Annotated in this window: 18 protein-coding genes and 4 pseudogenes; 14 read left to right on the top strand and 8 right to left on the bottom strand. The window is 69.3% G+C overall.

The annotated features are described in order from the left end of the window. Window positions 1-40: 40 nt before the first annotated feature. Complete coding sequence (locus L1066_RS20825) at window positions 41-721, bottom strand: response regulator (RefSeq protein WP_235738211.1); 681 nt, start codon at window positions 719-721, stop codon at window positions 41-43. Then, window positions 718-1890 (bottom strand): sensor histidine kinase, encoded by a 1173-nt coding sequence (locus L1066_RS20820; protein ID WP_235738209.1) that lies wholly within the window; start codon window positions 1888-1890, stop codon window positions 718-720. Before L1066_RS20820 ends, L1066_RS20825 begins: the two co-directional genes overlap by 4 nt. Window positions 1891-2012: 122 nt before the next feature. On the opposite strand from L1066_RS20820, the gene phoU reads away from it, so the two are divergent. Further along, a complete protein-coding gene (phoU, locus tag L1066_RS20815) occupies window positions 2013-2663 on the top strand; it encodes a phosphate signaling complex protein PhoU (protein WP_235736696.1) in 651 nt (216 codons plus the stop codon). A gap of 216 nt (window positions 2664-2879) precedes the next feature. Here the strand turns inward: phoU and L1066_RS20810 are convergent, their stop codons facing one another. The 3 genes from L1066_RS20810 to L1066_RS20800 all read right to left on the bottom strand — a co-directional run bounded on the left by L1066_RS20810 (window position 2880) and on the right by L1066_RS20800 (window position 5165). Continuing rightward, window positions 2880-3623, bottom strand: a complete 744-nt coding sequence (locus L1066_RS20810; RefSeq protein ID WP_235736695.1) for a phosphoglyceromutase — start codon at window positions 3621-3623, stop codon at window positions 2880-2882. Continuing rightward, window positions 3623-4297, bottom strand: a complete 675-nt coding sequence (locus L1066_RS20805; protein ID WP_235736694.1) for a hypothetical protein — start codon at window positions 4295-4297, stop codon at window positions 3623-3625. The genes L1066_RS20810 and L1066_RS20805 overlap by 1 nt, the downstream gene beginning before the upstream one ends. An 82-nt stretch (window positions 4298-4379) precedes the next feature. Beyond that, entirely contained in the window at window positions 4380-5165 is a 786-nt protein-coding gene (locus L1066_RS20800) for a UbiA family prenyltransferase (RefSeq protein ID WP_235736693.1), read from the bottom strand. Between the two features lie 226 nt (window positions 5166-5391). Between L1066_RS20800 and L1066_RS20795 the strand changes: the two genes are divergently transcribed. Next, complete coding sequence (locus L1066_RS20795; protein ID WP_235736692.1) at window positions 5392-5877, top strand: CarD family transcriptional regulator; 486 nt, start codon at window positions 5392-5394, stop codon at window positions 5875-5877. An 86-nt stretch (window positions 5878-5963) separates the two neighbouring features. Here the strand turns inward: L1066_RS20795 and L1066_RS20790 are convergent, their stop codons facing one another. Then, on the bottom strand, window positions 5964-6764 hold the full coding sequence (locus L1066_RS20790; RefSeq protein ID WP_235736691.1) for an E3 ubiquitin ligase family protein: 801 nt from the start codon (window positions 6762-6764) through the stop codon (window positions 5964-5966). Between the two features lie 217 nt (window positions 6765-6981). Between L1066_RS20790 and L1066_RS20785 the strand changes: the two genes are divergently transcribed. The 9 genes and pseudogenes from L1066_RS20785 (at window position 6982) to L1066_RS29335 (ending at window position 16803) form a co-directional block, all read left to right on the top strand. After that, window positions 6982-8481, top strand: a complete 1500-nt coding sequence (locus tag L1066_RS20785) for an MFS transporter (protein WP_235736690.1) — start codon at window positions 6982-6984, stop codon at window positions 8479-8481. After that, entirely contained in the window at window positions 8481-10541 is a 2061-nt protein-coding gene (locus L1066_RS20780; protein WP_235738200.1) for a molybdopterin oxidoreductase family protein, read from the top strand. The genes L1066_RS20785 and L1066_RS20780 overlap by 1 nt, the downstream gene beginning before the upstream one ends. Then, window positions 10541-12028 carry an NAD(P)/FAD-dependent oxidoreductase gene (locus L1066_RS20775; protein WP_235738198.1) on the top strand — a complete coding sequence of 496 codons (1488 nt, stop codon included), beginning with the start codon at window positions 10541-10543 and terminating at the stop codon, window positions 12026-12028. The genes L1066_RS20780 and L1066_RS20775 overlap by 1 nt, the downstream gene beginning before the upstream one ends. 28 nt (window positions 12029-12056) lie before the next feature. Further along, window positions 12057-13028 (top strand): NAD(P)/FAD-dependent oxidoreductase, encoded by a 972-nt coding sequence (locus tag L1066_RS20770; protein ID WP_235738196.1) that lies wholly within the window; start codon window positions 12057-12059, stop codon window positions 13026-13028. Then, window positions 13013-14410, top strand: a pseudogene (nirB, locus tag L1066_RS20765) (nitrite reductase large subunit NirB); the annotation flags it as partial. The gene L1066_RS20770 and the pseudogene nirB, both read left to right, overlap by 16 nt. Before the next feature lie 235 nt (window positions 14411-14645). Next, complete coding sequence (gene nirD, locus L1066_RS20760; protein ID WP_235738194.1) at window positions 14646-14987, top strand: nitrite reductase small subunit NirD; 342 nt, start codon at window positions 14646-14648, stop codon at window positions 14985-14987. Next, window positions 14984-16105 carry a uroporphyrinogen-III synthase gene (locus tag L1066_RS20755; protein ID WP_235738192.1) on the top strand — a complete coding sequence of 374 codons (1122 nt, stop codon included), beginning with the start codon at window positions 14984-14986 and terminating at the stop codon, window positions 16103-16105. Before nirD ends, L1066_RS20755 begins: the two co-directional genes overlap by 4 nt. Further along, window positions 16086-16412: pseudogene (locus L1066_RS28930) on the top strand (sirohydrochlorin chelatase); the annotation flags it as partial. The gene L1066_RS20755 and the pseudogene L1066_RS28930, both read left to right, overlap by 20 nt. Window positions 16413-16593: 181 nt before the next feature. After that, a complete protein-coding gene (locus L1066_RS29335) occupies window positions 16594-16803 on the top strand; it encodes a CbiX/SirB N-terminal domain-containing protein (protein WP_512699730.1) in 210 nt (69 codons plus the stop codon). Window positions 16804-16899: 96 nt separating this feature from the next. On the opposite strand, the pseudogene L1066_RS20750 reads toward L1066_RS29335, so the two are convergent. Further along, window positions 16900-17667 (bottom strand): annotated as a pseudogene (locus tag L1066_RS20750) (alpha/beta fold hydrolase); the annotation flags it as partial. 123 nt (window positions 17668-17790) lie between these two features. On the opposite strand from L1066_RS20750, the gene L1066_RS20745 reads away from it, so the two are divergent. After that, window positions 17791-18579 carry a MerR family transcriptional regulator gene (locus L1066_RS20745; protein WP_235738176.1) on the top strand — a complete coding sequence of 263 codons (789 nt, stop codon included), beginning with the start codon at window positions 17791-17793 and terminating at the stop codon, window positions 18577-18579. A 413-nt stretch (window positions 18580-18992) separates the two neighbouring features. On the opposite strand, the pseudogene ispF reads toward L1066_RS20745, so the two are convergent. After that, window positions 18993-19447, bottom strand: a pseudogene (ispF, locus tag L1066_RS20740) (2-C-methyl-D-erythritol 2,4-cyclodiphosphate synthase). Window positions 19448-19499: 52 nt separating this feature from the next. Between ispF and L1066_RS20735 the strand changes: the two are divergent. Further along, window positions 19500-20885: a molybdopterin-dependent oxidoreductase gene (locus tag L1066_RS20735; RefSeq protein ID WP_235738229.1), complete on the top strand. Its 1386-nt coding sequence runs from the start codon at window positions 19500-19502 to the stop codon at window positions 20883-20885. Beyond that, window positions 20852-21079: a molybdopterin-binding protein gene (locus L1066_RS20730; protein WP_235738163.1), complete on the top strand. Its 228-nt coding sequence runs from the start codon at window positions 20852-20854 to the stop codon at window positions 21077-21079. Before L1066_RS20735 ends, L1066_RS20730 begins: the two co-directional genes overlap by 34 nt. Window position 21080: the final 1 nt, after the last annotated feature.

Below are 21080 nucleotides of genomic sequence, written 5' to 3'. Positions count from 1 at the left end.
ACTCCGACCCTTCTGTCACAGGAAGGAGTGGCCATCCGGCTCACAGATCGAGTTTGTAGCCGAGTCCGCGCACGGTCACCAGGTAGGTGGGGGAGGCGGGGTCGGGTTCGAGCTTGGCCCGCAGCCGCTTCACGTGGACGTCGAGAGTCTTGGTGTCGCCGACGTAGTCAGAGCCCCACACCCGGTCGATGAGCTGGCCGCGGGTGAGCACCCGGCCGGGGTTGCGCAGGAACATCTCGAGGAGTTCGAACTCCTTGAGTGGCAGCTTCTGCTCCGAGCCGTCCAGCGTGACCACGTGGCGCTCGACATCCATCCGGACCGGGCCTGCCTCGAGGACGCCTTCCTCGAGAGACTCGTCCATGTTGCCGCGACGCAGCACCGCGCGGATGCGGGCGACGAGTTCGCGCGGGGAGTAGGGCTTCGTGACGTAGTCGTCGGCGCCGAGCTCCAGCCCGACGACCTTGTCGACCTCGTCGTCCTTGGCGCTGACCATGATCACCGGCACGTTGGAGGTGCTGCGGATCTGTCGGCACACCTCGGTGCCGGGGAATCCCGGCAGCATGAGGTCGAGGAGCACGATGTCGGCGCCGGAGCGTTCGAACTCCGCCACCGCCTCCGGGCCGGTGGCGGCCAGCGCCACCTCGAAGCCCTCCTTGCGGAGCAGGAACGACAGGGCGTCGCTGTAGCTCTCTTCGTCCTCGACCACCAGAACCCGGGTCACGGGCGTTCCTCCTTGTCGGGCTGGACCAACTCGTCCCCGGCGGGCCAGCCGCCCGGCGCCGGGGATGTGGGCAGGGACAGCGTGAAGGTCGAACCATGACCTTCGACGGACCACACCCGGATGTCGCCGCCGTGGGTGGCGGCGACGTGTTTGACGATGGACAACCCCAGCCCGGTGCCGCCGGTCGACCGGTGACGGGCGGGGTCGACGCGATAGAAGCGTTCGAAGATGCGGTCGAGCTCGGTCTGCGGGATGCCGATGCCCTGGTCGGTGACGGCGATCTCGACACGGTCGTCGACGCGGCGTACGTCGATCAGGACCGCGGTGCTGTCGCGCGAGTAGTTGACCGCGTTGGCGACCAGGTTGCTGATCGCGACGGTGACCTGTTCCCGACCGCCCGGAATGACGATGCCCTTGTCGCCCGTGGCCAGGACCTCGGTGTTGCGGGCAGCGGCGTCGATCGCCACGGTGTCGATCGCCGTCTCGATGATCTCGTCGAGCTCGAGCTGCTCGGGCTCCGCCCAGGGGTCGTCCGACTGAAGCCGGGAGAGTTCGATGATCTGCTGCACGAGGTCGGTGAGTCGGTCGCTCTCGGTGACCATCCGGCCGGCGAACCGCTTCACCGCCTCGGGGTCGTCCCGGGCGTCACCGACCGCCTCGGCGAGCAGCCTGATCGCACCGACCGGTGTCTTGAGCTCGTGGCTCACGTTGGCCACGAAGTCGCGCCGGATGGCCTCGACCCGACGTTCTCGTGTGCGGTCCTCCACCAGCGCCAGGATCAGCCGGCTGCCCAGGGGAGCGACCCGCGCCTGCACGTGACGTGGTGGGGCGGTCGGAGGCCCGAGGACGAACTCGATCTCTCGGATCTGGCCGTCGCGGCGCACCTGGCGGATCGTCTCCTGCAGTTCGTCGACGAGGATCTCGGTGCCTCGCACCAGGCCGAGCGCGTACGCCGGAGCGCTGGCCTTGAGCACCGTGTCGACCTCGTCGACGATCACCGCCGAGGAGCGGAGCACCGAGAGGACGGCGGTCACCTTCTCCGGTACCGCGGGCTCCTCGACCACGGGCACCTTGTTCAGCTGGCGTTCGCTGACCAGGAAGGCCCCGAAGACCCCGAAGACGATGAGCACGGCAAGCAGTGCCACGAGCAACGTCTCTGTCAAGGTCACGACTCTGATCGTACGCACGATTCACCTGCAGTTGGTGCGGTGTCGGTGTGAGCACCGTCTGTTCATCTCCAGTTCAGAATGAGGCACCCGTGCCCTCATCTCGCGCGGCTAGCCTCGCGATCATGCGTGAGGCCTACACCGACCAACTCGACTCTCTCTTCGCCAGCCTCGGCTCCATGGCCGCGGAGGTGAAGGTTGCAGTCGCCAGTGCTACCCAGGCGTTGCTCTCGGGCAACGGAGAGTTGGCTGACGGCGTCATCGCCGGCGACGAGTCCATCGACCGACAGCGCGAGGCCATCGAGGACACCGCCTTCTCGCTGCTCTCGCTCCAGCAGCCCGTCGCCAGCGACTTGCGCACCGTGGTGGCAGCACTGCGCATGGTGGCCGAGATCGAGCGCATGGGAGATCTCGCCGTCCACGTTGCCAAGGTGGCCCGACTGCGAGTGCCGGGTGTCGCCGTACCCCGCGATGTGGTGCCCACGATCGAGCAGATGGCGGAGGTCGCCAAGGAGATGTGCCGGGTGCTCGTCCGGGTGATCGCCGAGCGCGACGTCGAGGCCGCCCGGGAGCTCGACGAGGCCGACGACACCATGGACCAGCTCCGCCGCAACAACTTCCGCGAGCTGCTCAGCGCCGACTGGTCCCACGGCGTGGAGCCCGCCGTCGACCTCGCCCTCCTCGGCCGCTACTACGAGCGCATCGCCGACCACGCCGTCTCCGTGGCCCGCCGCGTCATCTTCGTCGTCACAGGCGAAGAGCACCACGAGAGCTGACACTTCACCTCGACCTGTCAGAAACCCGCAGAAAATGCGGGGCCGTCCCTAACAGATTTGTAGATCCTCGCCCGGGACCTACAAATCTGTTAGGGACGATCGGTCTTGGACCGAGGAGTCTTGGGCAGCGAAACGGCCCCGACAGAGGAGTCTGTCGGGGCCGTTCGGTGTCTGATCGTGAGCGGTCCGCGCGGGCCGAGGCGGCTGTGTCGGGTGTCAGCGGCCCTGGTTGGCGACAGCGGCAGCAGCAGCGGCCGCGGCATCGGGGTCGAGGTATTCGCCGCCGGGGACGGTGGGACGGAAGTCGTCGTCCAGGCGATAGACCAGGGGCATGCCGGTCGGGATGTTGAGTCCGGCGATGTCTGCGTCGCTGATCTGGTCGAGGTGCTTGACCAGGGCGCGGAGGCTGTTGCCGTGGGCGGCGACGAGCACGGTCTTGCCAGCGGCGAGGTCGGGCACGATCTCGCCGTCCCAGTAGGGGAGGAACCGGGTGATGACGTCCGCCAAGCACTCGGTGCGCGGCATCTCGTCGCCCAGGTCCGCGTAGCGCGGATCGCCGGCCTGGGACCACTCGGAGGAGTCGTCGAGCGGCGGCGGCGGGGTGTCGAAGGAACGGCGCCAGGTCATGAACTGCTCCTCGCCGAACTCGGCGAGGGTCTGCTTCTTGTCCTTGCCCTGCAGCGCGCCGTAGTGGCGCTCGTTGAGGCGCCACGACCGCTTCACGGGGATCCAGTGACGGTCGGCGGCGTCGAGGGCGAGTGCGGCGGTGTTGATCGCGCGACGCTGCAGCGAGGTGTGGACGACGTCGGGCAGGAGGCCAGCGGCCTTGAGTTGCTCGCCGGCGCGGACTGCCTCGGCCCGGCCCTTGTCGGTCAGGTGGACGTCAACCCAACCGGTGAAGAGGTTCTTGGCGTTCCACTCGCTCTCGCCGTGCCGGACGACGATCAGGGTGTGCACCATCAGTGGCCGCCCTCAGCGGCGGCCTCGCCACCCTCGAGGGAGACACAGGTCGGGGCGAGCTCGGCGCCGGCGTTGACCGGGTTGGTGTCCTCACCCTCCCAGTGGATGGCGTTGCAGAGCACGGGGACGGTGATGACGACCTCGCCGGCGTTCTCGAAGGTCAAGGTGACGGGCACGAAGTCGCCGATCTTGAAGTCGCCGTTGACCGGGATGCCTGCCGCGTCGCCCTTGGTGCCGAGGCGGAAGAGCTGGCTGCCCCGAATGACGACCGGCGCGACTTCGGCGCCGCTCTGCTCGGCGTTCTTGTCGCGGAGCGAGGTCTCCTCGACCTGGGTGCCGTCGGGCGTGGCTCCTTCATCGGGAACCTCGGTGCCCGGCATGACGGCCTCGAAGTCGCCGTCAATGCTCACCAAGGTGTCGGTCACGTCGCCGAACTCGTTGACGACGTTGGAGTCGAGGTTGTTGGAGAAGCTCGCCAGGAACGTGCCGTGGCCGTCCTGGGTGGCCACGATGACGGCGTTGAGGACGTCGACGTCACCGGCGCGGTCGTTGGCGCCGGGAGCCGGCGTGTAGACCTTGTCGGTGGCGAAGTCGCCACACGCCGTCAGCGTCGGCAGGGCGAGCACGAGGGCGCCGGCGGCAACCCCGCGGGCGATCCGGTTGCGAAGCAGCATTCTTCAGCCTTCTCCATCGGCGGTGGACCGTCCTTGACCGGTCACCAAGTGCGGACCCCAGACTAGTGGAGACGCTTCCGACTCACTGCCTCAGGCCCACGCTGACGGCGACGGCGACCGTGGCAGCCCCCACGACGACGAGATAGACGACCGTCGCCAGCAGTGTCTTGGCGGCTCCGATCTTGAGCGCAATCCGCAGTGGGAAGGTCTTCCAGCCGGCACGGTTCTCGTCGACCAGGCCCGGCAGGGAGTGCAGCACGTGTACGCCGACACCCAGCAGCGCGGCGCACACCGTCAGTGCGACCGTGGGCGGAGTGTCGCTCCCGTCCGCGCCCCAGCCGCCGTAGGCCAGGAAGGCCGTGAGCAGGGCGAAGCTGATGGCCCACGGCAAGAAGGAGAACCCTCCCTTGCGGAGGACGCCGGCGTTGGTGAGCATCGCCACCGCGAGGAATCCGAGGTGGAGGCAGCCGGCCACCACACCGTTCGAGATCGACAGCGGAATCACGAGCAAGACGGCGACCGCGATGGCGAAGCCGGCACTGCTGGGGTTGTACCAACCCTCGGCGATGGGCTTGTCGACGCGGTCGTTGTCGCGGTCGCGCTCACGGTCGACCAAGTCGTTGTGCACGCCGAGGAGGAACTGGCCGACGAGAACGGTCAGCAGCACCAACCCCACCTCGCGAGTGCTGCGCCCCGACAGCGCGGCGGCCACGGTCACGCCGAGGGTGACGAGGATGCCGTGGCGGGCGTGGCACGAGCGGGCCAGTCCGATCGGCCACGAGCGCTTCACTTCGAAGACGGGGATGGGGTTGCCCTCGGCGTCGAGCCCTCGGATGCGCTGCGCAGGTTGGTATCTCTTCGGAGACATGGTCGGCAGTATTGACCAGAAAGAGTCCACGTGGGTGGTGGACAGGCAGGTTTCGGACGCCCCGGCTGGGGAAGAAGAGGGGCGGCCATCAGCACTGCGCCCTCCGGGCCCAGACACATTCATAGGGTTCTGTCAACCCCGCATGTGCCGTCTGACCTGCGGAAACGATATCGGGAGTCGTTGCCGGACGTGTTAGAATGGTCACCTAGGAAGGGGTACTTGGCACATGACATTCACCGTCGGCGAAACGGTTGTTTACCCGAATCACGGTGCAGCGGTCATCGAGGACATCGAGACGCGCACCATCAAGGGCGAGGAACGCGAATACCTGGTTCTTCGCATCGTCGCACAGCAGGACCTGGTCGTTCGGGTTCCGGCTTGCAACCTCGACCTGGTCGGGGTTCGTGACGTGGTCGACAAGGAGGGACTGGACCGAGTTTTCGACGTCCTCCGCGCGGCGCAGGTCGAGGAGCCGACCAACTGGTCGCGTCGTTACAAGGCAAATCTGGAGAAGCTCCACTCCGGTGACGTGATGAAGGTGGCCGAGGTCGTCCGCGACCTCTGGCGCCGTGAGCGCGACCGCGGCCTCTCGGCCGGGGAGAAGCGGATGCTGGCGAAGGCACGCCAGATCCTGGTCTCCGAACTCGCGCTCGCCGAGCACACCAACGAGGACAAGGCTGAGACCATCCTCGACGAGGTGCTCGCTTCCTGATCGCGCCTGACTCATGACGAAGGCCCCCGCCAAGTTGGCGGGGGCCTTAGTCATGCCGCTGAAGCAACTCCTCGGCCACGGGCGCCTCACAAGACGAGCAGCACGACCGCCACGATGAGCAGGACCGCTCCTGCGGCATAGGAGCCGAAGGAGCCCCACCGGAACCACATGTGGGAGGTCTCGGCGCTCTCGAGGAGCTCCTGCTCCGTCTTCGTGGTGATGAGCATCTTCTCCTTGCCGGCCGGGCTCACGATCTCGAGCTGGCCGCCGCGATCGCTGGCCTCACCGTGCACGAAGACCTGGGTGTCGGGCGTGAGCACCCACTCCTCGTACTTGTAGCCGATGGTGTCGCCGTCACGGCTGCCGACGTTGAAGCTGAAACCGCCGAAATCGATGGTGGCGCCGCTCCGGCGGGCGCCCTCCTCCTTGAAGAACTCACTCATCGTCTTGCGTGCCTGCTTCACGCCGTCCGTCGGGATGACGGTGATCTCGCCGTCCTTGTCGCGCAGCACGAACGGCGCGCTGGACTGGTTCTGGCTGACCACCTCTTCACGAGTGGTGGTCTTGCGGTTGCCGTCGGAGTCCCGGCTGACGTGCTTGTAGCGGCGGGTCACCTTCTGCTGGTACCACACGCACTGGGTCTGGGAGATCTCCGCGGTGAGCAGCCCCTGCGGGCCGGGCTGGGTGCGTCCGGACAGATCGACCAGCTGCGTGAAGATGTCGTCGCCAGCCACCTCCCGAGCCGTCCGGTGCAGCTCCCGCAGCGGTCCGGTGGTGGTGTTCTCCGTCAGCAGCAGACTCTTGTGCTTGTTGCGGGCGGTGCGCGCACCGACGGTCAGGCCGACTCCGACTGCGAGCAGCAGCACCGCCACGATGAACCAGACCATGCGTCGTTCCTCCTTCGGTTGGCCGATCCCCATGACCGGCCGCTCTGGGTCCTGCCCATTCGGTGGCCATTCAATCCGAATCCGCCAGCTCACGTTGGCCGTACGCCGGGGTGTGAGGTCGTGAGGACACCGTCACCTGAGGCGTGACGAGCACACGACGACGCGTTACGTCGCCTCACTAGCGTCCCGGTCACCACCCGTCCTGGAGGAGTGACTCGTGACCCGAACCGCACCGGACCGCGCGCAGCAGTCGACGTACGCCCCCGGAGGGACCACCCTGACCGACTGGCGCCCGGAGGACCCCGACTTCTGGGCGGCCGGTGCGGATCGGGTGGCCCGCCGCAACCTGATCTGGTCGATCTTCGCCGAACACCTCGGCTTCTCGGTGTGGCTGATGTGGAGCGTCAGTTCCGCCTACCTGCTGTCGATGGGGTTCGACTTCACCGCGCAGGAGTTGTTCCTGATCGTTGCGGCCCCCAACTTCGTCGGCTCGTTGCTGCGGTTGCCCTACACGTTCGCGGTGCCGAAGTTCGGTGGCCGGACGTGGACGACGATCAGCGCGCTGCTGCTCCTCGTGCCGACGCTGCTCTTCGCCGTCTTCGTGCAGCGCCCCGGCACGCCGCTGTGGGTCTTCGTCGTGATCGCGGCGACAGCCGGCTTCGGCGGCGGCAACTTCGCCTCCTCGATGGCCAACATCAACTTCTTCTACCCCGCCGCCCGCAAGGGCGCCGCCCTCGGCCTCAACGCGGCCGGCGGCAACCTGGGCGTTGCGCTCATCCAGTTCTTCCTGCCGGTGCTGGTCGGCGGTGCCGGCATCTTCGGCATGGTGCAGGCCAGCGACGGCGGCATCCACCTCCAACGTGCCGCCTGGGTCTATGTGGTGCTCTCGGTGGTCGCGGCCGCCGGTGCGTGGTTCGGCATGAACAACCTGACGGTCGCCAGCGCCAGTGCGCGCGAGTCGTTCCAGGTGCTCAAGCACAAGCACACGTGGGTCATGTCCTTCCTCTACCTCGGCACGTTCGGCTCGTTCATCGGCTTCTCCGCGGCCATGCCGCTGCTGATCAAGGTGAACTTCTGGGTGCCCGGTGGTGGCCCGGCCGGCACCGGCATCGTCTTCGCCCACTACGCCTTCCTCGGCGCCCTCGTCGGTTCCGTGGCGCGTCCGTTCGGTGGCTGGCTCGCCGACAAGTACGGCGGCGCGAGGGTGACCGCGTGGAGCTTCGTCGGGATGGGTGTGGGCGCCCTGGGGGTGCTCGTGGTGCTCGGCCGGCTCACCGACAACCCCGGTCAGGAGATTGCGATCGCGGATGGCAACCAAGCGTGGTTCGCGCCGTTCCTGTTCGCCTTCCTGGTGATCTTCGCCGCCAGCGGCATCGGCAACGGCTCCACCTATCGGATGATCCCGACGATCTGGGCCCGCAACGCGAAGCGCACCGGCGCCGAGGGCAGCCCGGTCCGCGCGGAGGCCATGGCCCAGGCGACTCGCAACGCCTCCGCCGTCATCGGCATCGCCGGGGCGATCGGTGCCATGGGCGGCTTCTTGATCCCGATGTCCTTCGGCGCCCCCTGGATCGATGACCCCAGCGCGGCGGTGCGTGGAGCGATGACCACGTTCCTCGGCTTCTACGTCGTCTGCCTGGTGGTGACCTGGTTCGTCTACACCCGCCGCAGCTTCCTCATCACCCGGGTGCCGAGCCTGGCCGAGGCGCGCGTCTGATGGCCACGCGCACCCACTGTCCCTACTGCTCCCTGCAGTGCGGCATGCAGGTCAGCGGTCCACGTCGCCCCGAGATCAGTGCCTGGGACGAGTTCCCGGTCAACCGGGGCGCGCTCTGCCGCAAGGGCTGGAGCTCGGCCTCCCTGCTCAAGCACCGCGAGCGGCTCACCACACCGCTGGTGCGGGACCGGGCCACCGGCGAGCTCTCCGCGGTCGGCTGGGAGGAGGCCCTCGACCTGATCGCCGAGCGCCTCGGTGCCTTGCAGGCCGAGCACGGCAAGGACGCAGTGGCGGTCTTCGGTGGCGGGGGACTGACCAATGAGAAGTCCTATGCCCTCGGCAAGTTCGCTCGGGTCGCCCTCGGCACCAGCCAGATCGACTACAACGGTCGCTGGTGCATGTCGTCCGCGGCGGCCGCCGGTTCCCGGGCGTTCGGGCTCGACCGTGGTCTGCCGTTCCCGTTGGCCGACGTCGAGCAGGCCGACGTGGTGGTGCTGCTCGGCTCCAACCTGGCCGAGACCATGCCACCGGCCGCCCGCCACCTGGCGGCGCTGAAGGAGCGCGGTGGCAAGGTGGTCGTGGTCGACCCCCGGCGTACGGCGACCGCGGAGCTCGCCGATCACTTCGTGCAGCCGGTGCCGGGCACCGACCTCGCCGTCGCCCAAGGCCTGCTGCACCTCGTGGTCGCCGGTGGCCACGTTGACACCGACTACGTCGCGGCCCGTACCTCGGGTTTCGAGCCGGTGCGCGACTCGGTGGCCGCTTGGTGGCCCGAGCGGGTGGAACGGGTCAGCGGCGTCGGCGCCGGCCAGCTCCGGGAGCTGGCCGTCCTCCTGGGCACCTCCGAGCGGGTCATCGTGCTCACCGCCCGAGGTGCCGAGCAACATGCCAGCGGCACCGACACGGTGCTGGCGTGGATCAACCTCGCGCTGGCGCTCGGAGCGCCTGGGACGCCGTACGCCGGCTACGGCTGCCTCACCGGCCAGGGCAACGGACAAGGTGGTCGCGAGCACGGCCAGAAGGCCGACCAGCTGCCGGGCTATCGCAGCATCGAGGACCCGGCGGCTCGCGAGCACGTCGCCGGGGTGTGGGGGATCGACGCGAACGACCTGCCCGGGAAGGGACGCTCTGCCTACGAGTTGCTCGACGCGTTGGGCACCCACGGCGGCCCGAAGGCGATGCTGGTCTTCGGCTCCAACATCGTCGTCTCCGCTCCCAACGCCCGCTCGGTCTCCGACCGCCTCGACGCCCTCGACCTGCTCGTCGTCGCCGACTTCGTGATGAGCGAGACCGCCGCCCGAGCCGACGTCGTCCTGCCGGTGACCCAGTGGGCGGAGGAGTCCGGCACGATGACCAACCTGGAAGGGCGAGTGATCCGCAGGGAGCGCGCAATCACCCCGCCGGCCGGCGTACGCAGCGATCTCGACGTGGTGGCTGGCCTGGCCCGACGACTCGGCTCGACCGCCGGCTTCCCCACCGACCCCGATGAGGTCTTCGCTGAGCTACGACGGGCCTCGGCCGGCGGCCCGGCCGACTACTCAGGCATCACGCCGGAGCGGATCGTCGCGGAGGGCGGCGTCTTCTGGCCGTGTCCGAGCGTGGACCACCCCGGGACGCCGCGGATGTTCCTCGACCGGTTCGCCCACGCCGACGGCCGCGCTCGCTTCCACCTGGTGGAGCATCGCGGTCCGGCCGAGCCCACCGACGCCGACTACCCGGTGCACCTCACCACGGGCCGGGTGCTGGCGCAGTACCAGTCGGGCGCGCAGACCCGGCGCGTCAAGGAACTGCCCGACTCCGGCCCCTTCGTGCAGCTGCACCCACAACTGGCCGGTCGGCTCGCGGTGGTCGACGGCGACGCCATCACCGTACGCACCCGCCGCGGCGAGATGCTGGCGCCGGCCAAGGTGGACGAGGGCATCCGGCCCGACACCGTCTTCATCCCCTTCCACTGGGTCGGGGCCAACCTGCTCACCAACGATGCGCTCGACCCCACCTCACGAATGCCGGAGTTCAAGGTGTGCGCGGCAGCGGTGAGCGCTGCTGGAGGAGCGCGGTGATGCGGGAACGGCTCGTCGTGATCGGCAACGGGATGGCCGCCACTCGGCTGTGCGAGGAGTTGGTGTCCCACGGCTACGCCGGATCGATCACCGTGCTCGGCGACGAGCCGGGACCTGCCTACAACCGGATCCTGTTGTCGGCGGTGCTCGAGGGCACGCACTCGCTGGACGCGCTCACCTTGCGCGATCCGGAGTGGCACGCCCGCCACGGCATCGACCTGCGGCTCGGGGCGCGGGTGCTCGAGCTCGACCTCGGGCGTGGCGAGGTGATGCTGGTCGACGGCACCCGCTTCGGCTTCGACAAGGTGGTGCTCGCGACAGGCGCGATCCCGACGTTGCCACCCATCCGCGGCCTCGTCGGGATGGACGGGCAGCTGCACCCGAAGGTCCACGCCTTTCGATCGCTGGCCGACTGCCTGCGCCTGATGGGGTCGGTACCCGCGGCGCAGCGTGCCGTGGTCGTCGGTGGTGGGTTGCTCGGCCTGCAGGTGGCCCGCGCCCTCAGCGTGCGGGGAATCCACACCGAGGTCGTCGAAGGGGCCGAGCACCTGCTGTCGCGCCAGGTCGACGCTCGTGGTGGCTCGGTGCTGCGACGCAGCCTGCGCAAGCTGGGCACGGAGGTCTACACCGGCACCCGGGCGGTGCGGCTCACCGATGAAGGCGTGCAGCTCGACAACGGGCACGTGCTCGACACCGACCTGGTGGTGCTCACCGCCGGCGGCCGTCCCTCGACCGCCCTGGCGCGCGCCGCGGGTCTGCGAGTACGTCGCGGGATCGTCGTCGACGAGCATCTCGCCTCGGTCACCGATCCCCGGGTCCACGCGATCGGTGACTGCGCCGAGTTCAACGAGCGCAGCACCGGCTTCGTCGCTCCCGCCTGGGAACAGGCAGAGGTGCTCGCCGGGATCCTCTCGGCGGGATCGACGCTGGAGGTGCCGACGTACGCGGGCACTCGGACCGTCGCCCGCCTCCGCGCCACCGGTCTGGACGTGGCGGTGCTGGGTGACCCGGAGAAGGCTGAGGGCGAGGTCGTCGAGGTGACCAACCCTGTCGTCGGCAGCCACCGCAAACTGGTGGTGCACGGCGGCGTCATCACCGCTGGCGCCCTGGTCGGCGACCTCAGCCGGATCGGGCTGATCACCCAGTTCTACGACCGCGGAACCGTGCTCGGCGAGCAGGAGCCGGGAGTTGCTCATGGTGGAGCGGCCCGAGGCCGAACCGGTGATGCTGCCCGACGACGACGCGAGGTCTGCGCCTGTGCCGGGTGTGACCGCGGGTGCGCTCCGCGCCTGCCCCTCCGTGGCGGCAGCCAAGGTGCGCACCCGCGCCACCACCGGCTGCGGCGGGTGCACGTCGGTCGTCGCGCGCCTCGTGGGCACCGCCGAGGCCGCCGCCACGTCACAGCCGTGAGCGAGGGTTTTCCTCGCTGTTACAAACGGGGAACGCAGCGAGAACACGAGATTCCTAGGTTTGCCCACAGAGGTTGAAGGACCTTGCGGAATGAGAGGAACTCGGATGACGCACACACGCAGGACCCTGGTCGTGGTGGGCAACGGCATGGTCGGACACCGCTTCGTGCAGGCCGCCATCGAGCGCGGGGTCACTGAACGGTGGGATCTGGTGGTCATCGGCGAGGAGCCGCGTCCGGCGTACGACCGGGTGGCCCTGACCTCCTTCTTCGAGGTGGGCGCGGAACAACTCTCCTTCCTGCCCGGCGGGGCCTACGACGATCCTCGGGTCCGCCTGGTGCTCGACACCCCGGTGACCGGGTTGGACCGCAAGGCGCAGCAGGTGCTGCTGGGCACTGGTGAGGTCGTCGACTACGACCACCTCGTGCTCGCCACGGGCGCCGGACCGTTCGTTCCGCCGATCCCCGGCAAGGACCTCGACGGCGCGTTCGTCTATCGCACCATCGAGGACCTCGAGGCGATCCGGGAGGCGGCAAGGACCGCAACGGTCGGCGCCGTGATCGGTGGCGGGCTCCTCGGGCTGGAGGCGGCCAACGCCCTGGTGCAGCTGGGCCTGGAGACCCATGTGGTCGAGATGGCACCGCGCCTCATGCCGGTGCAGCTCGACCAACCCGCGGGCGCCACGCTCGTGCGGCACATCGAGAAGCTCGGTGTCACCGTGCACACCGGTGCCGCCACCACGGAGGTGCAGGACGCGGGCGACGGCACCGTCGGCGGGCTCGGGTTGAAGGAAGCGGAAGCGATTCCGGCCGAGGTCGTGGTCTTCTCCGCCGGGATCCGACCCCGCGACCAGTTGGCGCGTGACGCCGGACTCGACGTCGCGGAGCGTGGCGGCATCCTGGTCGACGAGCAGTGCCGCACCAGTGACCCGGCGGTGTTCGCCATCGGCGAGTGCGCGGCTCCCGGCGGCAGGATGTACGGCCTCGTCGCCCCCGGTTACGCGATGGCCGAGGTCGTCGTCGATGCCCTGCTCGGAGGGCCGGGGAGTTCCTGGGCGCCGACATGTCCACGAAGCTGAAGCTCCTCGGGGTCGACGTCGCGTCGTTCGGCGACGCGTTCGGTGCCACCGAGGAGTCCCTGGAACTCGTCTTCGCCGACGCGGTGGCCGGGACCTACAAGAAGCTCGTCGTCGCCGAGAGCGAGGACGGCACGTTCCGACTGCTCGGCGGCATCCTCGTCGGCGACGCGTCGGCGTACGGCGTGCTGCGCCCGATGGTCTCGTCGGGGATGGCGCTGCCCGACAACCCCGAGGAGCTGATCCTCCCCGCTGCCCGTGAAGGAGCCGCCCCACTCGGGATGCCGGACGAGGCTGTCGTCTGCTCCTGCAACAACGTCACCAAGGGGGAGATCACCGGGGCCCTCGACACCGGCGGTGACCACTCCTGTGCCGACGTCTCCTGCGTCAAGGCGTGCACTCGGGCCGGCAGCACCTGCGGTTCCTGCGTGCCGGTGGTCAAGAACCTCATCGAGGAGCACTTCGCCGCCCAGGGCAAGTCGGTCGACAAGAGCCTGTGCGAGCACTTCGCCCACACCCGGCAGGAGCTCTTCGACTTGGTGCTGGTGCACGGCTACCGCACCTTCGACGCGATCGTCGAGGGGCACGGGACGGGCCGCGGTTGCGACATCTGCAAACCGACGGTCGCCTCGATCCTGGCCTCCCAGACAGGCGGCCACGTGCTCTCGCAGGAGACTGGCACGCTGCAGGACACCAACGACGCCTACCTCGGCAACCTGCAGAAGAACGGCACCTACTCGGTGGTGCCGCGGATCCCCGGTGGGGAGATCACCCCGGAGAAGTTGATCGTCATCGGCGAGGTGGCTCGCGACTTCGGGCTCTACACCAAGATCACCGGCGGCCAGCGGATCGACCTGTTCGGGGCCCGCACCGAACAGCTCCCGGCCATCTGGAGCCGACTCGTCGACGCCGGTTTCGAGAGCGGCCATGCCTACGGCAAGTCGCTGCGCACGGTGAAGTCGTGCGTCGGCTCGACCTGGTGCCGGTTCGGCGTCCAGGACAGTGTCGGCATGGCGATCGCACTCGAGCTCCGCTATCGGGGGCTGCGCTCGCCGCACAAGCTCAAGGGCGGCGTCTCCGGCTGTGCCCGCGAGTGCGCCGAGGCACGAGGCAAGGACTTCGGCGTGATCGCCACCGAGAAGGGCTGGAACCTCTACGTCGGGGGCAATGGCGGCGCCAATCCGGCCCACGCGCAGCTGCTGGCTGCGGACCTGAGCGACGACGAACTGCTGTCGGCGCTGGACCGGTTCCTCATGTACTACATCCGCACCGCCGACCGGCTGCAGCGGACGTCGACCTGGCTCGACAGCCTCGACGGAGGTGTCGAACGGGTCCGCGCGGTGGTGCTGGACGACGCACTCGGTCTGGGGGCGGAGCTCGAGGCGGCCATGGCCACCCACATCGGCGGCTATGTCGACGAGTGGGCGGCAACGCTCGAGGATCCGGAGAAGCTCGCCCGCTTCGTGTCGTTCGTCAACGCACCTGACGTGCCCGATCCACACATCAGCTTCACCGAGACGAGGGGCAGATCGCCCCCGCGGTCAGTGACGGCCCGGTCCTGCTCGGTGCCACCATCTCCGTCGGCGCCCCGGCCGTGGCCCGGATCGATGCGGGGACACGATGAGCACCACGGGTTGGGAGCCGATCTGCCGAATGAGTGCCCTGGTGCCCGAGCGCGGCGTCGTCGCGCTGGTGCACGGTCGGGCGGTCGCGGTCTTCCGCACCCACGACGACCAACTCCATGCCCTCGACAACTACGACCCCTTCGCACGGGCCAGCGTCCTCTCCCGCGGCATCGTCGGCACCCGAGGTGACACGCCTTTCGTCGCCTCCCCGATGCACAAGCACGCCTTCGACCTGCGCACCGGCCAGTGCCTCGACGACGAGCAGGTCCGGGTGGCGACGTACGAGGTCGACGTGGTCGATGATGTGGTCATGGTCGGCGGGAGACAGGCACGATGACTGGGCCCGGAACGGAGGGACCGCTCTCCGGCTGGCGCGTCGGTGTGACCGCTGCCCGACGTGCGGAGGAACAGATCGCCCTGCTCGAGCGTCGTGGCGCCGAGGTCGAGTGGGCGCCTGCGGTGTCGGTCGAACCCGACCGCGTCGATGAGGCCGGCCTGCGGGCGGCGACCGAACAGGTCATCGCAGCGCCGGTCGACATGTTCGTCGCCACGACCGGGATCGGTGTGAACTCCTGGTTCGAGTACGCCGAGCAGTGGGGCCTGCTGCCCGACCTCCTGGCGGCGCTGGGGCAGGCCGAGATCCTGGCACGTGGCCCGAAGTCGGTCGGTGCACTGCGCCGGGCCGGATTGCGAGAGCTGTGGGTGCCGGAGTCGGAGTGCTTCGAGGACGTGCTCACGCACCTGCGCGGTCGCGAGCTCACCGGCAAGCGGATCGTGGTGCAGGAGCACGGGCAGTCGCTGTCGACGGTGGCCAACGTGCTGCGCAGCCAAGGCGCTGACGTGCAGGTCGTCACCGTCTATCGGATAGAGGGGCCCGAGGACCAGGCCCCGCTCTTCCGGATGGTGGGGTTGATCGCCGAGGCCAAGCTCGATGCGGTCACGTTCACGTCGGCCCCCGCCGCTGCGTCCCTGCTCGAGGCAGCGGCCGCGCTGGGGCGCCGCGACGAGGTGGTCGCCGCCTTCCAGGCCGACGTGGTCGCCACCTGCGTCGGACCGGTCACTGCGGCCGCCCTGGAGCTGTGGGGCGTGCCGACGGTGCAGCCCGAGCGGTCGCGCACTGCCGCGATGATCAAGATGCTCGAGGTCGAGCTGCCACTGCGCCGGGCCGGGCAGACGTTGAGCGTGGCCGGCAGGTCCTTGCTCCTGCACGGCGATGTCGTCGTGCTCGACGGCACCGAGGTGCACCTGCCGCCCGGACCGCATGCGGTGCTCACCGCGTTGGCGGTCAACCCGGGTCACGTGGTCAGTCGCCGTGACCTGCTGGTCTCCCTGCCCAGCGGTCAGGCCACGACCGAGCACGCGGTCGAGATGGCCGTGGCCCGGCTCCGGGCAGCCGTCGGCACCCGCCTGGTGCAGACAGTCGTGAAGCGGGGCTATCGACTGGCTGTCGGATGACCCGCCTGGTGACGGTCTCCACGGCACCCGGCTGCGCGCGGGCAACCTGGTCGGGGCGGCGGTCACCGCGCGGGCGGCGAGGTTGCTCGGTGTCCCGGGCACGGCCGCCTACGTCGGGTTGTGCGCGCCCGTGCTGGGGGAGGTGATCGGCGGACCGGAGCTGCCGTCGGCGGTCGTGGTGCCCCTGCTGCTCTCGAGCGGGGTGCACCAGCGCCGCGACATCCCGGCGATGGTCCGTGGCTCGGGAGCCCGGGCGGTGATCACGGCCGGACTCGGCCCCGACCCCCTGCTTGCCGAGGTGCTGGTGCGCCGGCTGCGTGGTGCCGGGGCGAGGCCAACCGACGCAGTCGTGCTGGCGGCTGCGGGGTCGAGCGACCCTGACGGCCTCCGTGACCTCGTGCTGGCCGGTCGGCTCCTCGCCATGCGCTGGGGCGGGCCGGTGCGGGTGGCGACCCTCAGCGGGTTCGGGCCGCGGTTTGCCCGAGGCGATGGCCGACGTACGCCGGGTGGCCGGGCCCGGCGCGCGGGTTGCGGTGGCGCCGTACCTGCTCGCGCGGGGCCGTTTCGCGACCAGGCTGTCTCGGGAAGCGCGACTGCACGGGGCGACCGTGGTCGCCGAGGTGATCGGCCCCGATCCACTGGTCGCCCAGCTCGTGGTGCGACGTTATCGGCGCGCGTTGGTGTCGGCTGCGGCCTGAGCCCTCTTCACCAACGAGATGAGTTCGCCCGACACCGTCTCGTCGCGCTCCAGCGTCAGCATGTGGCCCGCGCCGGGCAGGGTGATGAGGCGGGCGCCGCGGATGCTGGCGGCGATCTTGCGTGCGTGCGGGGAGGGGTGAGCAGGTCGTGGTCGCCCACGAGCACGACCGTGGGGATGTCGTCGTATGCCTTGAGTGCCTCGACCCGGTCGTGGTGGTGGAGCATGTCGCGCAGGAAACCCTCCATGGTGGCGGGCGGACACTGGATGATCTGGTCGACCACCAGACCGGTGTCACGGGGGCGCAGCGGTCGCCCGAAGAGGAAGCGGCGCACGACGTGGCGCTCGACCACCGGCATCCGACGGCGGGCGCTGCGAGGTTGAGGCAGGCCCGCTGGGCGAGGATGAGCGGGATCTGCGCCTTGGCGAACCTGCCCATCTCGGGCATGCCGAGGTTGACGGTGTCGAGGTCGGCGGCGGAGGTGGCGCAGAAGAGAGCGCCGGCCACCCGGTCCATGATGTCGGGGCGCTGCTCGGCCAGCGCCATCATCGTCATGCCCCCGATGGAGTGGCCGGCGAGCACCAGCCTGCCCGTGGGGGCATGCCCGTCGATGACGTCGGCCATGTCGCGGCCCAGGTTGTGCACCGTGCAGGCGTCGCGGGGTGCGGGGTCGGACTTGCCGTGGCCTCGGTGGTCCCACGTGACGATGCGGATCTCGTGGCCGTATTCGGCAAGGAGGTCGTGCACTTGGTAGTGCCAGTCCTCGACGTCGGCGGTCCAACAGTGGGCGAGCACGACGGTGACGTCGGCATCGGTGCGACCGTAGGTGCGGACGTGGAGCTCCAGGCCGTCGAAGGTCTGCATCGTGCACTCCTGTGTGACATCGTGAATGTAACATCGATCATGACATCATGGTCGGGAGGCTGCGGCAACCGGTCAACTGGGTGGCCGGGTGGCCGTGGTGAGGCAGCGAGGGCGGAGGCAGCCGTGGGTGCACGTGAGATGACCATCGACCAACTGGCGTCGAGGGTCGGCATGACGGTGCGCAACGTGCGCGCCTATGCCACTCGGGGACTGCTGCCAGCGCCGACGCTGGTGGGTCGCAAGGGGTTTTACGGCCCCGAGCACGAGTCGCGGCTGCGACTGATCCGGGAGCTGATCGACCGCGGCTACACCCTGAGTGCGGTGGAGAAGGCGCTCGAGGGGCGCCCGGAGATGCCCGACACCCATGCCCTTGACCTGCTCGGCCTGCTGGCCAACCCCATGGGTCAGCGCCCCGAGCCCGAGGTGATGAGCCGGGAGACGCTGGCCGCGCTCGCCGGGATCCGCGACGATGCAACGCGCGACTGGCTGGTGGGGCAGATGGTCGACCGTGGCCTGATCGAGGTGATCGATGACGAGCACTTCAGGGCGCTCGAGCCGACGATCGTGCGCTGCGGCGCGCAGGTGCTCAACATCGGCTTCGCACCGCCGACCGTGATCGCGCTGTTCGACGCCATCACCCACGACACCGGCGACCTCGCCGAGCGGTTCGTCACCGCGGCTCGCAAGGAGGTCTGGGAGCCCTTCGCCAGGGACGGGATGCCCGAGGAGGGCTGGGAGCAGCTGATCGGCAACTTCGAGTCGGTCATCCCCAACGCCGTCCAGGTCGTGATGGCCGCCTTCCGCTCCGCCCTCACCAGCAACATCGAGATCGCCCTGCGCGAGGAGCTCAGCGCCATGAGCCCCGAGATGCTCGAGCGCCTGCTCCCGCTCCCCGGTGACAGCGGGGGTTGAGCTCCAGCCCTACGCGTCTCACGCGTCTCACGCGCCTCAAGATTCCCCGCCCGGGCGGGGAACTTGTCGCTTGGTGCGTGTAGCCACAGCCGCCAAGCGTTCATTCCCATCACTTAGTGCAACTGCTGGGACTCCAGGGGTGTGTACGGCGCCGCGCAGGTTCGGGTCGTTCGGCGATGGGCTGCACGACTCAACCCCAGGCTCGACTGCCACCCATGCCGGGGACCGGGCTGGCGTCGTACGCCGGGGGTGGGTATCGCTGCGTCGCCGCCCTCCGAGCACCACCGAACTCAAGGGCTCGATGGGTCCAGAGCCCAGACTGTGTCACCTAAATGGGCCCTTGTGGGCCGTAACCACGCACGCCAAGCGACAAGTTCCCCGCCCGGGCGGGGAATTGGCGGTTTCTGAACGGTTCAGAGGACGAGGGCGGTGGCGATGGCGGCAACACCCTCGCCACGCCCGGTGAGCCCGAGACCATCGGTGGTGGTGGCGGAGATGCTGACCGGTGCGCCGATGCAGTCGGACAACGTGGTCTCGGCCTCACTGCGCCGGGTGCCGAGCCGCGGCCGGTTGCCGATCATCTGGACCGCAACGTTGCCCACGGTGAAGCCGGCCTCGTGGACGCGGCGCACCGTCTCGGTGAGCAGTGCGACGCCGGAGGCGCCGGCCCACTCGGGGGCCGACGTACCGAAGTTGGAGCCGAGATCGCCCAGCCCGCAGGCCGACAACAACGCGTCGCAGGCGGCGTGCGCGACGACGTCGGCGTCGGAGTGCCCTCGAGCCCGACGGGTTCGTCGGGCCACTCCAGGCCGGCCAACCACAGGGGCCGCCCCTCGGCGTAACGGTGGACGTCGGTGCCGATGCCGATGCGGGGGTGGGAGTCACAGGTCGATCATGCCTGAGAACATGGGCTCGTGAGGATGCAGCGTGCCGCATGGCCGGTGGCCGGTCTTGTCGCGGGAGTGGCCGGGATCGCAGTCGCGCATGCCCTCACCATGCGACTCACGTTGCGCCCCAACCCCTTCGTGTCAGCGGGCGAGTTCGCAGCTGATCGCACGCCGGGCTGGTTGCAGGACACGGTCGTCAACCTGCTGGGCAACCGCGACACCGGCGCCTCCGAGGTCGCAGCCACCGAGGTGATCCAACCGTGGCTGACGATCATCTTCTTCGCGTTGTTCGCGGGGATCTGCGTGACCGCTGGCGCGCTCGGGAGGCGCGGCTGGTGGCAGCCCGTCGTCCTGCAGGTCGCAGTCGGGACAGTGGGTGTGCTGGCGATGCTCGGCAACTACGGCATGTCGGTGGTCACCGCCGTACCTGTCGTGGCCGGTGCCGCGACGTGGATCGTGGTGCTCTCCTTCGTCCTCGGACCGCTGCAGCGCCACCTGGCCGCGCGCGAACCCATGGAGAAGCAGGATCCCGAGCAGGTCGCTGCCCGCACTCGGTTGCGGCGCCGGGACTTCGTGGCGCGTACGGCGGTGCTCGGCCTGGGCGGCACGTGGTTGTGGTTGCGGGGCGGGCAGTTCGGACGCCGCCTGCGCCACGTCGACGAGACCCGCCGACTGCTCAACCTTCCGATCAAGGCGAAGACGCCACCCGCAGCATGGCGGGTGGGGGTCCCGGGAGTGGGGCCGTGGCGCACTCCCAACGAGGACTTCTTCGTGCAGCACACGGCGCTGGTCGAGCCAGCGGTGGAACTCACCGAATGGCGGCTGCGTATCCACGGCATGGTCGAGCGGGAGGTCGAGCTCACCTACCAGCAGCTGATCGAGCGGGAGATCGTCAGCTCGTGGACCACGCTGGCGAGTGTGCTCAATCCCGTGGGCGGCAACCAGATCGGCACGGCCTGGTGGAGTGGGGTGCCGGTCGCAGCACTGCTCAAGGAGGCGGGGGTGCTGCCGGGTGCCGACGCGGTGCTGCAGACCTCCGTCGAGAACTGGACGTGCGTCACGCCGCTCGCTGCGATGACCGATTCCCGCGGGGCGATGCTCGCGGTCGGCATGAACGGCGAGCCACTCCCGATCGAGCACGGCTACCCGGTACGCACGATCGTGCCCGGCCTCTTCGGACACGTGTCGGCGTGCAAGTGGTTGACCAGCCTCGAGGTGACCACGTTCGAGCTTGCCGAGGGCGAGGCCACCCGACGCGGTTTCGCTGAACTGGGGCCGGTCAAGACCGGCTCCCGTATCGAAGTCCCGACTGCCGGGCAGTCGCTCGACGCCGGAGTGGTGCAGCTGGGGGAACTGCATGGGCACCCCGCCGCGGAGTCGCCGAGGTGCAGGTCGCCGTCGACGGCGGGCCGTGGATGACGGCGCGCATCGCCGAGGTCCCCAACCCGGACACGTGGGTGCAGTGGGAGATCGGCGTCGAACTCGGCTCCGGCAACCACGAGGCACGGGTGAGGGCGATCACACGTGACGGCGAGGAGCAGACCGGCGTGGTCACCGACGTCCGTCCTGACGGTGCCACGGGGTGGCACGAGGTCGAGTTCTTCGTGTCCTGAT

Origin of the sequence: Nocardioides alcanivorans, assembly GCF_021555175.1 — a bacterium.
Classification (GTDB): domain Bacteria; phylum Actinomycetota; class Actinomycetes; order Propionibacteriales; family Nocardioidaceae; genus Nocardioides; species Nocardioides alcanivorans.
This window is presented reverse-complemented; position numbering and strand designations above follow the sequence as displayed.

Coding starts and splice junctions, on each gene's coding strand:
- L1066_RS29335 (WP_512699730.1), top strand. CDS start 16,594: ATGGCCGACGTACGCCGGGTGGCCGGGCCCGGCGCGCGGGTTGCGGTG.
- L1066_RS20790 (WP_235736691.1), bottom strand. CDS start 6,764: ATGGTCTGGTTCATCGTGGCGGTGCTGCTGCTCGCAGTCGGAGTCGGC.
- L1066_RS20755 (WP_235738192.1), top strand. CDS start 14,984: ATGACTGGGCCCGGAACGGAGGGACCGCTCTCCGGCTGGCGCGTCGGT.
- nirD (WP_235738194.1), top strand. CDS start 14,646: ATGAGCACCACGGGTTGGGAGCCGATCTGCCGAATGAGTGCCCTGGTG.
- L1066_RS20810 (WP_235736695.1), bottom strand. CDS start 3,623: ATGGTGCACACCCTGATCGTCGTCCGGCACGGCGAGAGCGAGTGGAAC.
- L1066_RS20805 (WP_235736694.1), bottom strand. CDS start 4,297: ATGCTGCTTCGCAACCGGATCGCCCGCGGGGTTGCCGCCGGCGCCCTC.
- phoU (WP_235736696.1), top strand. CDS start 2,013: ATGCGTGAGGCCTACACCGACCAACTCGACTCTCTCTTCGCCAGCCTC.
- L1066_RS20770 (WP_235738196.1), top strand. CDS start 12,057: ATGACGCACACACGCAGGACCCTGGTCGTGGTGGGCAACGGCATGGTC.
- L1066_RS20780 (WP_235738200.1), top strand. CDS start 8,481: ATGGCCACGCGCACCCACTGTCCCTACTGCTCCCTGCAGTGCGGCATG.
- L1066_RS20775 (WP_235738198.1), top strand. CDS start 10,541: ATGCGGGAACGGCTCGTCGTGATCGGCAACGGGATGGCCGCCACTCGG.
- L1066_RS20795 (WP_235736692.1), top strand. CDS start 5,392: ATGACATTCACCGTCGGCGAAACGGTTGTTTACCCGAATCACGGTGCA.
- L1066_RS20800 (WP_235736693.1), bottom strand. CDS start 5,165: ATGTCTCCGAAGAGATACCAACCTGCGCAGCGCATCCGAGGGCTCGAC.
- L1066_RS20735 (WP_235738229.1), top strand. CDS start 19,500: ATGCAGCGTGCCGCATGGCCGGTGGCCGGTCTTGTCGCGGGAGTGGCC.